This window comes from Bacteroidota bacterium (genome assembly GCA_018698135.1).
GTDB lineage: Bacteria > Bacteroidota > Bacteroidia > CAILMK01 > JAAYUY01 > JABINZ01.
Map to the genome: position 1 here is coordinate 1 of JABINZ010000151.1, position 13432 is coordinate 13432.

The 13432-nt window shown below is 34.4% G+C and carries 12 protein-coding genes; 4 read left to right on the forward strand and 8 right to left on the reverse strand.

Features of this window, described 5'->3' with window-relative positions; all coding sequences use genetic code 11:
- The 3 genes from HOG71_09795 to dnaB form a co-directional block, all read left to right on the forward strand.
- Positions 1–2472: PAS domain S-box protein (locus tag HOG71_09795; GenBank protein MBT5991127.1), on the forward strand; the 2472-nt coding region annotated here is incomplete at its 5' end.
- 81 nt (positions 2473–2553) lie between these two features.
- The gene (locus tag HOG71_09800; GenBank protein MBT5991128.1) at positions 2554–4248 is read left to right on the forward strand and encodes a dipeptidase; all 1695 of its coding nucleotides are present in this window, start codon (positions 2554–2556) and stop codon (positions 4246–4248) included.
- 588 nt (positions 4249–4836) lie between these two features.
- Positions 4837–6354: a replicative DNA helicase gene (gene dnaB / locus HOG71_09805; protein MBT5991129.1), complete on the forward strand. Its 1518-nt coding sequence runs from the start codon at positions 4837–4839 to the stop codon at positions 6352–6354.
- A gap of 15 nt (positions 6355–6369) precedes the next feature.
- Here dnaB and HOG71_09810 read toward each other — a convergent pair whose 3' ends face one another.
- The 6 genes from HOG71_09810 to HOG71_09835 all read right to left on the reverse strand — a co-directional run bounded on the left by HOG71_09810 (position 6370) and on the right by HOG71_09835 (position 10914).
- Positions 6370–7245, reverse strand: coding sequence for a 4-hydroxy-tetrahydrodipicolinate synthase (locus HOG71_09810; protein ID MBT5991130.1), 876 nt, complete (start codon positions 7243–7245; stop codon positions 6370–6372).
- Positions 7246–7250: 5 nt separating this feature from the next.
- Positions 7251–7811, reverse strand: a complete 561-nt coding sequence (locus HOG71_09815; protein ID MBT5991131.1) for a hypothetical protein — start codon at positions 7809–7811, stop codon at positions 7251–7253.
- The gene (locus tag HOG71_09820; GenBank protein MBT5991132.1) at positions 7804–8145 is read right to left on the reverse strand and encodes a MerR family transcriptional regulator; all 342 of its coding nucleotides are present in this window, start codon (positions 8143–8145) and stop codon (positions 7804–7806) included. The genes HOG71_09815 and HOG71_09820 overlap by 8 nt, the downstream gene beginning before the upstream one ends.
- 1 nt (position 8146) lies before the next feature.
- The gene (locus tag HOG71_09825) at positions 8147–9118 is read right to left on the reverse strand and encodes a M23 family metallopeptidase (GenBank protein ID MBT5991133.1); all 972 of its coding nucleotides are present in this window, start codon (positions 9116–9118) and stop codon (positions 8147–8149) included.
- 135 nt (positions 9119–9253) lie between these two features.
- The gene (locus HOG71_09830; GenBank protein MBT5991134.1) at positions 9254–10393 is read right to left on the reverse strand and encodes an AI-2E family transporter; all 1140 of its coding nucleotides are present in this window, start codon (positions 10391–10393) and stop codon (positions 9254–9256) included.
- Between the two features lie 5 nt (positions 10394–10398).
- Positions 10399–10914: a hypothetical protein gene (locus HOG71_09835; protein MBT5991135.1), complete on the reverse strand. Its 516-nt coding sequence runs from the start codon at positions 10912–10914 to the stop codon at positions 10399–10401.
- A gap of 121 nt (positions 10915–11035) precedes the next feature.
- On the opposite strand from HOG71_09835, the gene HOG71_09840 reads away from it, so the two are divergent.
- Positions 11036–12304: a hypothetical protein gene (locus HOG71_09840; GenBank protein MBT5991136.1), complete on the forward strand. Its 1269-nt coding sequence runs from the start codon at positions 11036–11038 to the stop codon at positions 12302–12304.
- 19 nt (positions 12305–12323) lie between these two features.
- On the opposite strand, the gene HOG71_09845 is transcribed toward HOG71_09840, so the two are convergent.
- On the reverse strand, positions 12324–12527 hold the full coding sequence (locus HOG71_09845; protein MBT5991137.1) for a hypothetical protein: 204 nt from the start codon (positions 12525–12527) through the stop codon (positions 12324–12326).
- Between the two features lie 75 nt (positions 12528–12602).
- Positions 12603–13432, reverse strand: an 830-nt coding sequence (locus HOG71_09850; protein ID MBT5991138.1) for a TerC/Alx family metal homeostasis membrane protein, incomplete at its 5' end; no start/stop codon positions are given.

A 13432-nucleotide genomic window follows, 5' to 3' on the forward strand; every position in this document is an offset into this window, starting at 1 on the left:
AATTTCAGAGCTTACCCCATTAAAAATAAAAAAAACAACGTAATTGGTGTTGCTGAATTTGGATTGGATGTTACTGCTGAAAGGAAAGCAAAAGAGAAACTTGAGAAAAGTGAAGCTAAATTCCGTACGTTGTCAAACGCAACTTTTGAGTCTATATTAATTACTTCAAGTGGAATTTTAATTGAGACCAATCAAACTGCCGCAGAAATGTTTGATTACTCTATTAATGAATTAAGAAACAAAGAAATTACCTCATTATTTGCACCTGATTATAGAAAAATTATACAAAACAGATTAACAGGAGTAAAAGACAAACCAGTTGATATCATCGGCTTGAAGAAAGACGGTCAGTTGTTTGATGCACAAGTTCGCATCAAGTCGATGGACTATAAAGGGCAAGTTGTGAAAGTTATGGCAGTTCGCGATATTACTGCTAAAAAGCGAACAGAAAATATTCAATCGGTTGTATTTAAAATAGCTAATGCAGTAAATATTACAAAAGACCTTGTTGAGTTATTTAATGTGATCCGTTTAGAACTAAGTCGGGTTATTGATACATCAAATTTTATTATTTCCTTATACGATGAAAACTCTGATACAATTTCGTCTCCATTTTTTGTTGACGAAAAAGATAGTTTTACATCCTTACCCATAGGGAAATCGCTCACAAAATATTTATTAAAAGAAAAGACCGGGCTTTTACTACATCAATCTGAAATTGAAAAACTAATCAAGAGTAAAGAAGTTGTTAATAAAGGAGAAATATGCAAAGTATGGTTGGGTGTGCCTTTAAAGGCATCAAACCGAATAATAGGTGCATTAATAGTACAAAGTTATAGCGATGAGAATGCTTATTCTACTAAGGATTTAGAAATGCTAAGCTTTGTGTCTACCCAAATCGGATTATCGGTAGAACGAAAAGTTGCTGAAAATGCCCTTCGCGAAAATGAGGAAAAATTAAGGGCATTTTTTGAATCTGGGGTAGCAGGAACTTGTTTTTGTTCAACCAGTGGCATTGTGAAAAATGCAAATAAAGAATTCAAGCGAATTTTAGGCTACGCTAATAACGAAATCGTTGGAGAAAAAATTGATTGGAAAAAACAAACTCCCAAAGAATTTTATGTTCTTGACGAACAAAAAATGTTAGAAGCCAAACTAAATGGTTCATGCACTCCCTATGAAAAACAATTAATCAACTTTAATGGAAAAATAATTTGGGTGCTGATTGGCTATGTTTTAATCGGAGAAGCCAAAGATCAAATGATCGTTTTTATGCTTGACTTAACCGATCGCAAAAACTTTGAATTAAAGCTTAAAGAATCGCGTGAAAAAGCAGAAGAATCAGATCGGCTAAAAACTGCTTTCCTGGCCAATATGTCACATGAAATTCGAACACCCATGAATGCCATTGTTGGCTTTACAAGTTTCTTAGAAGATCCTTACTATAACAATGAGGAGAAATCTGAATTTGTAACTGTGATTCAGAAAAACGTAAATGCATTACTGAGCTTAATTGATGATATCATCGACATCTCCAAAATTGAATCAGGTGAACTTCGAATTCGAAAAGTAGAGTTTTCATTGAATACCTTATTGAAAGAAGTTTATCATTCATTCAATGAATTAATTGTTAAATCTGAAAAAAGTAATGTCGTCTTTGAAATATGCAAGCTGGATGATTCTAATGACGTTATACTATTCAATGATCCAAATCGTTTACGTCAGGTTTTAACAAATTTGTTAAGTAATGCATTTAAATTTACGCAAGATGGTAGTATTAAAATTAGTTATGAACTAAAGGGAAATACTATACAGTTCTGTGTTTGTGATACGGGTATAGGTATGACCTCAGAAGATATTAGTATCATTTTTGATCGTTTTTCACAAGCAAAAAACACGCTGACACGAGAGCATGGAGGAACAGGCTTAGGTCTTACAATTTCCAAGAACCTGGTGAATTTCCTTGGTGGTGATTTATGGGTAGATTCTAAACTTGGAGTTGGATCAAAATTCTTTTTTAATTTACCTTATAATAAAGAAGCAAAAGACCAAATAAATCAACCTGAAAACTCAGTTTTGGAATTGCAAACTGCACCCGACTGGACCGGTAAAAAAATACTCATTGCAGAGGATATAGATTCGAACTTCAGAATTCTAGAAAAAATATTGGAACCAACACATGTTTCATTGATTTGGGTGAAGCAAGGAGATGAGGCAGTCAGAGTCTGTAAGCAAGATTTAGACATCGATGCCGTATTAATGGATGTACAAATGCCTGAAATGAATGGCTATGAAGCAACCCAGAATATCAAGAAATTCAGGAAAGATATTCCAGTGGTGGCAATTACCGCTTTCGCCATGTCAAACGAAAAAGAAAAAAGTAAGCAAGCAGGCTGTGACGAATATATTCCTAAGCCCATTCGAAAGCAGAGACTTTATGCTGTCTTACACTCTTTTCTTGGGCACAAATAGCATTTCTATTTTGAATTAAATTTCTCTTGCAATTATAGTATATTTGCCAGCTATTGATTTTTAAATTATAAATTGAACAAAATGAAAAAACATTTGTCCTTATTAGTATTGGTATTATTGATTGGATTCAATTATACACAAGCATGTACCAATTTTTTGGTAACAAAAGGTGCTTCTGTAGATGGTTCCACAATGATTACCTACGCAGCTGACGCTCATGTATTGTATGGTGAATTATATTATACACCTGCTATGGATTACCCATCAAATGCGATGGTTGATGTAATTGAATGGGACACCAAGAAGTTACTTGGTAGTATCAAACAAGTTTCACATACGTATTCAGTTGTTGGTAATATGAATGAACATCAGGTGTCGATTGGTGAAACAACTTATGGTGGCCGATCTGAATTGTCAAACTTTCATAGCGGAATAGTTGATTATGGTAGCTTAATGTGGCTGGCTTTGCAAAGAGCAAAAACAGCGCGTGAAGCAATCAAAGTAATTGCTGGTCTTTTCGATGAATATGGATACTACAGTAGTGGCGAATCTTTTTCCATTTCAGATAAAAATGAAGTTTGGATTATGGAACTGATTGGCAAAGGAGAAGGCCAAAAAGGAGCCCTTTGGGTTGCTTTGCTAGTACCAGATGGTTATGTCTGTGCCCATGCAAATCAGGCAAGAATTACAACTTTCGATTTTCAGGAAAAAAATGACTGGTTTAATGAAAGCCAAACTGTTTTTCATGCACCTGATGTAGTCAGTTTTGCACGTGCAAAGGGATGGTATTCTGGCAAAGACAAAGATTTTAGTTTTTCCGATGTATACGCACCAGTTGACTTTGGTGGAGCTCGTTTTTGTGAAATGCGTGTTTGGTCATTCTTCAAAGATGTAAACAGCAAAATGGGTAAATATGCTGATTATGCATCTGGTGTAATCAAACATGGTAAAAACGAATTTGCAAAAAACAGAATGCCTTTATGGATTAAACCTGATAAAAAAGTTTCTGCTCAGGATTTGATGAAATATATGAGAGATCATTTAGAAGGAACTGATTGGGATATGAGTAAAGATATTGGTGCAGGCCCATGGGAATTACCCTATAGATGGAGACCATTAACCTGGGAAGTTGATAGCGTAGTTTATTGTAATGAAAGAGCAACTGCTACACAGCAAACCGGATTTTCATTTGTTTCACAATCGAGGAACTGGTTGCCCGATCCAATAGGTGGAATACATTGGTTTAGCGTAGATGATGCCAATACAACCGTTTATACGCCAATGTATTGTGGTATTACCAAAGTCCCTGAATCATATGCAGTTGGGAATGGTGATTTACTTACGTTTTCTTGGGATGCAGCATTTTGGGTTTTTAATTTCGTCTCTAACTGGACCTACTCCCGTTATAGTTATATGATTAAAGATGTAAGAGTAAAGCAACAAGCTTTCGAGAAAAAATATGCTGAGCTTACACCTGTTATTGATAATGCTGCTAAAACACTTTATGCGCAAAATCCAGAATTAGCAATTGAATTCATTACCAATTATTCAGTGAATACAGCGAATAATTTAGTAGATGACTGGCGTGAATTGGGTGAATTTCTTCTGACTAAATATATTGATGGTAACATCAAAAAAGAAAAAGAAGGTATGTTTGAGAGAACAGCAACTGGTTATCCTGCAGGACCTGACCAACCTGGCTACCCAGATTGGTGGTTGAAGAAAGTTGTTGAGACATCAAACGGAAAATTTGAAGTTAAAGGAGCAGCACATTAAGCTTTCTGTAATATGATTATTAAGGGCTGAGTCAAATTGATTTCAGCCTTTTTTTTATCTATTATTTAAAGCAAAAAATAATGAAGATAGTGAATCACTATTATTCATTGAAAAACTAATACTTATGAATATTTATTTATAATAAATAAGCTGTATGAAGTGATCTTAGATTATCTATAAATATTTGCTTTTTAATTTCGGTTTTTGTAAGTGTTTAATTGTGTGAATATTGCGTGTAATAGTAAGAATAACAGTTTGTTATGAGCATTGTTGAATTCAGAAAAAAATGTAGAAAAATAATAGCGAAATAATTAATGCCTCTGAACCTTGTAAATCAAAATGCCATTTTTAATTATTTAGATATTATCGAAATTATATTTATTATTTAAGTGAATTTTGTGGAATATAGGATGCTGATTTTTAATATATTAGCTAAGCTAATTAAATTGTTTCCACAATATTTGCACAAAATATTGGCCTTTTGTTGATAACAGTTTATCAGTAAATCTTGTTATGTTGAAATAGTATAGTGATGTATTTTTAGGTCAGAAAAATTAATGAACTGATTGACGTATTTGGGGAATTTTAATGGAGAAAAAAACTGATTCATTTAGTGAGAAGCTTGCTTCAATAAGAAAAAAAGTACCTCAGTCTATGGGGCAAATGGTAGAGTTCGGGAAATTACCCCCTCAAGCCGTGCATATTGAAGAAGCTGTGTTGGGTGCATTAATGCTGGAAAAAGATGCGTTAATAGATGTTTTGGATATGCTTAATGCTGATGTTTTTTACAGAGATGAGCATAAGGAAATTTATAGAGCTATTATTGGTTTATTCGAGAATAGTAAACCCATCGATATACTAACGGTTACCAATGAGCTTCGAAATAGGGGAAGCCTCGAACAAGTGGGAGGAGCCTATTATATAGCTGAATTAACAAATAGAGTTGGTAGCTCTGCAAATATCGATTACCACACCCGTATTTTAGTAGAAAAGTTTATTCTACGGGAATTAATTAAAATTTCCAGCGATGTTCAGCGTGAAGCCTATGACGAAACAACTGATGTTTTTGATTTACTCGATAAGGCAGAACGTGAATTGTATAATGTAGCACAAGGAAACCTGAAGGGAAGTTACACACCCATGAGCACCTTAATTACCAAATCGCTGGAAGCGATTGAGGAAATGAGCAAGAATAAGGATAAAGGTGGCTTATCGGGAGTACCCAGTGGTTATTTTGATCTGGATAGGGTTACATCAGGTTGGCAACCCTCGGATTTGATTATTATTGCTTCCAGACCGGGTATGGGAAAAACCTCATTTGTTCTATCCATGGCCAGAAATGCGTCAGTTGAATTTGGTAGGGGTGTAGCCATTTTTTCTTTGGAAATGTCATCTATTCAGCTTGTTCAACGTTTAATTTCAGCCGAAGCAGAACTCGATTCTGAGAAATTAAGAAGTGGTAATTTGGAAAGCTATGAGTGGCAACAGCTGAATACAAAAATTGATAAACTGTCAAAGGCCAATATTTTTATTGATGACACCCCGGGTATCAATGTTTTCGAACTGAGAGCCAAGTGTCGGAGATTAAAAAGTCAGCATAATATTGAAATGATTATCATTGACTACTTACAGTTGATGAATGCCCATATCGATCAGCGGAAAAATACAAACAGAGAACAGGAAATATCACAGATTTCCAGAGCATTGAAGGGGCTGGCAAAAGAATTGAATGTGCCTGTTGTCGCTCTGTCTCAGCTTAGTCGTGAAGTTGAGAAAAGGGGAAGCAATAAACGACCAATTTTGTCTGACTTGAGAGAATCCGGATCAATTGAACAAGATGCTGACCAGGTTATGTTTATTTATAGGCCAGAGTATTATGGACTGACTGAAGATGAAGATCACAATCCTGTACAAGGTTTAGCTGAGCTGATTATTGCAAAAAACAGACATGGTAGTACAACTACAGTAAATCTGAAATTCATTAGCAAATTTGCTCGCTTTAGTAATTTAACAGACAATTATCTGAATGATAATGATAGCGATGGGATTATTACAATAAACTCACGTGCGAGTGATGATGATGAAGATGATGAAGCTCCATTTTAAACCTGAACTCAGGTTTTAAGCATTAAATAAAGAGAGTTCCTTTTTTATTTTTTCAATAAGTTGGTCGCTAGCTTTGTAAACTGGTGGTCGAACATGTATGTCACAATAATTCATCTGATTTAAAAGAACCTTAATACCAACCGGATTGCCTTCTTCAAAAATCAACCGAATTAACTCCTGTAATTTATAATGAATTAGCCGAGCATCAGTAATATTTGATGAAGCAAGTTTCAACATGTTTGAAAATTCAAAAGGAAAAGCATTACCTATTACTGAAATTACACCATCCATTCCTATGGCCATTTGGGGAAGGGCTAATAAATCATCCCCTGAAATCACCATAAAATCGGTTGGCTTGTTTTTGATTATTTGCATGATTTGCTCCAAATCTCCAGAAGCCTCTTTAACAGCCACTATATTCTGAAAATCATGTGCTAAGCGAAGACTGGTTTCGGCTGTCATGTTGGAAGATGTTCTGCCGGGTACATTGTACATAATTATAGGCACATCTGTTGCCTCTGCCAAAATCTTATAATGATTGTAGATACCTTGCTGACTAGGTTTGTTGTAATATGGAGATACTGACAGAATTCCACTTACACCCGCAAAATCGAATGTTTTAAAATCCTTTGCAACTTCTATTGTATTATTACCACCAATTCCAACAACGATTGGAATTCTGGCTTGGTTTATTTCAATAGCAGCATCAATCAGTTGTCTTTTTTCCTGTTTATTTAAGGTTGGTGATTCAGCTGTGGTTCCCATTAAAACAAGATAATCAGCGCCATTTTCTATCAGGTTTGTAATAATTTTGTTGAATGCGACAAAATCTATATCCAGTGATTTAGTAAATGGTGTGATAACTGCAACACCTAATCCTTTGAAAATCATTCTTCTTAGTTTTTATTAATTTGTTTTATAAACGACAACATGGTATTTGCATGTTCCTTAAAATCGAGGCTTCCTTTTGCGTCCACCATAAAATCATAATAGTCAGAATATCCTTCAAAATAAAATCCTACTTTCATGGAAGATCTACAAAGAGCACCAATGTAATGCAGTTGGAGGTGGTTTGCCAGAGACAAATTAATTAACATGTCGAATTTCTTATTACAGAAATTATTGAAAATATCTTTTTTTGGAATTTTCAGGAAATTCAAATCTTCATCTCGTAATGCAAAATGATTAAGTTCTTTCAGGTGATAATCGGAATCAATTTCCTTGGCAATATATTCTAAAGAGTAGACTTTTTTTCCATCTTTTTGAAGTTTTTCAATAAAATCTTCAACTTGAGATGCACCGGTTTTATTAACTCTTCTGTAGATGACTCCAACAATCTCGGCATCAGCGTAATTTATTCGCTGAGAAGTATTTTTTTGTTGGCGTTTACGTATTCGAATGATTAGTTTAGCAATTTTCTCTCTGAGTGTATTAGCAGACATGGCTGTATTAATCATTTAGTTGATTCCTCAGATCCAATAAAAATCCTTTGATGTTTTTGAGAGATTCGCTAAGGTAAATGTTTTTATCCAGGTTTTTTTTTCCGGCATTTAAATAGTTGCGTGCACCTGTAAGTGTATAGCCCTTTTCTTTTGTGAGAAAATAGATATTTTTAAGGATTTCGATATCAGCTGCAGTAAACATGCGTTTGCCGTTCCGGTTTTTCTTAGGCTTCACAAAAGCTGAAAATTCCTTTTCCCAGAATCGAATCAAGGAAGAGTTTACCTCCATCATTTCAGCTACTTCACTGATAGAATAATATAATTTGTCGAATTGGGTTGCTTTTTCCATTTTAATCAAGAGCCTGATTGGCTTGTTCAGCAAGCTGAAGAACTTTTTCGTATTCAGCTGGTGTTAAATCATTATGGAAAAAATAAACCGGATTTAATTTCTTTCCATTCAAAATAACCTCATAATGCAAATGCGGACCAGTAGAAAGCCCTGTATTTCCAATCACCCCAATTTTTTCACCTCTTTTTACTTTTTGCCCTCTGCGCACATTGAATTTATGCATATGTGCATACAATGTTTTATATCCAAATCCATGGGAGATTACCACTTTGTTACCATATCCTCTGCGTGAATATTCAACTTCGACTACCGTTCCATCACCTGTTGCATAAATATCGGTACCAATAGAACCTGAGAAATCCAAACCTTCATGAAACTTCATTACTTTGTATAAAGGATGTACACGCCAGCCAAAACCGGAAGCAATACGCACTTTTTTTTCTGTTTTAACTGGTTGTATGGCAGGAATTGAAGCTAGCATTTCCCCTTTTTTCTCAGCCATGATCTCCAGTTGATCGTAGGACTTTGAAAGTATATACAGTTTTTTCGATAGCTTATCAATTTGCTTTTGGGATTCTATTGCCAAATCAGAATTGGAATATCCTTCCAGATTGGCATATTTTTCAACCCCTCCATAACCGGCATCACGAATACTCTGAGGAATGGGCTCAGCTTCAAAAATATTTCGATAAATATTTTCATCGCGGTTTTCAAGTTCATCAACAATATTGTTTAGTGACTCAACCCGTTCTTTTTGCAACTTGTTTTGGAGTACGAGATATTCTATTTCCCGATTCTGAATTTTTTCTCGTGGAGTTTCAAAAAAGAATGAAACAATGAGGTAAAAACCAAAGGTGATGATAATGAAGGAAGAAATTATTCCTCCAAGTCGCATTATCCATTCAACCCTTGAGCGCTTGAATTTCTCAAAAGCTAAATTATCCGGATTGAATTTATATTTGATTTTTGCCATTCTGTAATAATACGACTTACTATTAATAAGGACAAAATTAACAATATATTATGATTCGCATAGAAATAATGTATTGAAAATATCCACCGATGAACAAATATGTTCCTTTAAGCAGTTTAGAATAAGAAACAAAGCTTAGGTCGCAGGTGGATTATTGTCTCTTCTGTTTTTTTCGGGTGGAGATATTTCCAGGATAAATCTACGATAGTAAGCCAATAATAAATATGTTATAGGCAAGGCTATTATTAATCCGAACAATCCTAAAAGCTTACCCCAAATGGTGATGGATAATAAAATCATTGCTGGATTAAAACCTGTAACACGCCCCATAATGGTTGGAATAAGCACCAAATCTTGAAAGGTTTGAACAATTGCAACGACCAGTGTTGCCAAGCCAGCCATCATCCAAAATCCGCCACTATGGTCAAGTGAGTATAGTGTAACAGAAAAAAAGATTGGAATATATCCAACAATTTGAAGGTAAGGTACCATATTTAAAACACCCATTCCCAAGCCAATCAAAATTCCCAGAGGGAGTCCGATAATACCAAAGCCTGTTGCGAACAAAATACCAACAGTTCCGGCAACTAATGCCTGATTTCGAAAATATCGATTCATGATATCTTCAAACTCATATACAAAACCAAGTACTTGTTTTTTAAATCGTTCAGGAATTAGCTCTTTCCATCCTTTTCGTATTCTTTCATAATACAAGAGTATAAATATCAAATAAAGAAGAACAATTAAGATTCCTAACAGACCTGTGAAAAAAGTCCAGAGTGCACCAAGTATATTGATCAGTTCCGGAAGGAATTTTTTTCCAATATCCATTATAGCTCCGAATAATCCTTCACTGCTTATTACATCCTGAAACTCTTTTGTTTGCCATAAATTTAAAAGGATTTCATTAATTTTATTTGGTAGCCCTTCACTCAGCTGGCCATTCGTATTTAAATTGTTATAAAGTGTTTGTAACAAACTCCATATGTGACCAAATTCTTTTAAAATAAGAGGAAAAAGTAGAAATGAGGCAAGAACTAATACAGCAGCAATGGCTAGAAGGCTTAGGATTACGGCTATTATTCGAATCTTTAGCTTTTTGGTAAGCCAATTGGTCAGTGGATTTATCAGGTAAGCGAGTAACACCGCAATTGCAAAAGGTATTAAAACACTACTTAAATAGCCTAACAAGTATATTGCCGCATAAATAATTACCGCTGATATAGCAATTCTTATTACACGATCAAAGGTGTAGGGTTTCGTATTATCAAACATAATCTCTATTTAAAAAGATAATCTTCAAGATTGTAACCAACCATTCTTAAACCTGCATAAAAGAAAGCTGTTCCTGTTACAAAACCTCCCCAACTTCTCCATATTTTTTTCTTGCGACTTGCTTTTGCGTAACCATCGTAATAATATTCATCTTTTAATAAAGCTAATTTATCCTCTGGAAGTCCGAAATTAATTTCTTTTGGCGGAGCAAATGATAAAATAGTTGATGTAATTAAACCTGCAGGAGGGAAGAGCATACTACTGAAAAAGGATGCTCCAAATGATGAGTAACTGGTGTAATGCCTATCAGCATCCAATTCACCTAATAAATACATAGTGGGTTTTACTTCATCGTCCATCAATAATAAAGGCTGATTCATAAATGCTTTTGATATGGATCCTTTTGGAAATAATTCTATATCAAAATCAATTGCGTCAATTGTAGCGAAACTAGTAGTATTGAATTGAGCGAAACAAAATATTGGGACTAAAACGAATATATGCAGGATGAAAAATTTCATAGGGTATTAAGCTTAATAAAATGAAGTATAGCTATTTAGAATACAAAGTTAGACAATTTGAAAATTAAGTTATTTTTTTTTATAAAATTGGGTAGATTTACATCCAACAAAAACACATGTTATGAACAAAAATATACTTTTTTTATTATTATTTATTTCGCCATTTTTCCTGAAAGCACAAGAGAAAGATGCCGAAAAATCGTATGGAATTAAATTTTCAGGATTTGTTAAGAACGACTTCTTTTTTGATAGCCGTCAAACAACAGCTGTTCGCGAAGGTCATTTTTTGTTGTATCCTAAAAATGTTGATCCAGACAATGATGGTATGGATATTAATGCTGCACCCAGCTTTAATTTTCTTTCCATACAAACCAGACTAAAGGGAGCTATAACAGGTCCTGATGCCTTTGGAGCTAAAACTTCCGGACTAATTGAAGGTGCATTCTTTGGTCATACCGATGGAGATATTAATGGTTTTCGTTTGCGTCATGCGTATATGAAACTGAATTGGGAAAAAACAGAGTTATTACTTGGGCAAACCTGGCATGCTTTGTTTATTACAGATTGCTTTCCAGGCGTAGTTTCTTTTAATACTGGAGTTCCTTTTCAACCTTTTTCAAGAAACCCACAGATTAGGTTTACACGCTTTTTTGGTGATTTGAGTTTAACTGTAACGGCCATGTCGCAACGTGACTTTGCTTCTCCTGGTGGCTCAACTTCCTTGCGAAATGCTGTAATACCAGCAATGAATGTTAAACTTCAATACAAAACAGAAAATAAAGACAAAGGAAGCATGTTTGTGGCAGGAGTATCCGGTGATGCCAAAGCTTTACGTCCACGATTAGAAAGTGCTGCAGGATATCAAGCTAATCAATTAGTTCAAGGTTTATCAGGATTGGCTTATATGAAAATGCAAACCAAAGATATAACCGTAAAACTGGAAGGTGTTTATGGTCAGAATTTATTTGATTTGTTAATGTTAGGTGGCTATGCTCATGCATATACAGATGATACCAATATGATCAATAAGGATTTATTGGAATATACTACCATGGATAATTTATCTATATGGACAGAATTTCACACAAATGGTAAAGGATTTCAAACAGGTGTTTTCGCTGGTTTTACTAAAAACATGGGTTCGTATTCAAATATAATGGATTGGACAAGCGCTGCGTCTTATAAAAGCAGGGGAAGCAATATTGATTATGTCTACAGAATTTCGCCCCGAATAATTTATAACATGGGCAAAGCTCGTTTTGCAGCAGAATGTGAATACACTGTTGCAGCTTATGGTAGCGTGGCTACAAATAATTCATTGGGTCAGGTTCAAAATGCCGAAGAAGTATCCAATCTAAGATTATTATTGGCTGCCTATTATTTCTTTTAGAAAATTGAATATTTAAATTTTAGGACGCTCTCAATTTGAGGGCGTTTTTTTTATGTTTAATATCGAAAGTTATAAATCCAATAATTTCTGATTCATTCCATTCTACTTCCTGAACTTCCGCATTTGTCGGTCCATTTTTGCACCAACTAATAAATTCCAATAATCGGGATTCTGATCCTTCAACTTCAATTAAAACAGTGTTGTTTTTTTCGATTTCTAACAAACCTTTAAGTTAAAAGAAATAGCTATTTTTTGTGATCTGTATCCAACTCCTTGCACAAGGCCAAAAACAGTGATGTTAAGATGTTTGGTCACTGGACTTTTCTTCTAGGTTATCTACTACTTTCTTTTTAGGGAAAATAACGGAAGCAAGAATACTCAAGGAAAGAATACCTAATACAACATAAAGGGAATGTGCAGTTGTAAATCCAATTTCTTCTAACCAATGATGTACTAGCATTTTAGCTCCAATAAAGGTCAGCAGAAAGGATAAACCCAATTTTAAATAATGGAAAATGTTGATGATATTCATAACCAGAAAGAAGAGAGAACGTAAGCCCAAAATTGCAAATATATTTGAGAAGAATACTATATAAGGATCTTTAGTGATTGAAAATATGGCTGGTACTGAATCCACAGCAAAAATAACATCTGTAAATTCAATAACTAATAGCACCAGAAACAAGGGTGTTATTTGAATTTTTTTATTTTTACTGATAAAAAATCGATGCACTACAAAATGCGGGTAAACACGAAAAAACTTGGATGCAAATTTTACAATTGGATGATCAGCTGTATTAATTTTTTCCTCCTCATTTCGAGTGAGGAACATGCGTATTCCGGTAAATATTAGTAAGCCACCAAAAATATAGAGGACCCAACCAAACTTTTGGATTAAAGCTGCACTCAGAAATATGAAAATAAAACGCATGATGATTGCACCTAAAATACCCCAAAGAAGTACTTTTTTATAATACTTTTCCTGAACATTAAAGGAAATCAATATCATAATGATAACGAAAATGTTATCAACCGAAAGAGCGTATTCAATTAAATAACCTGTAATGTATTCCAGAGAAAGGTTTTTGCGATAAATTTTGATACTGCTTTCAAAATCATCACTAATTA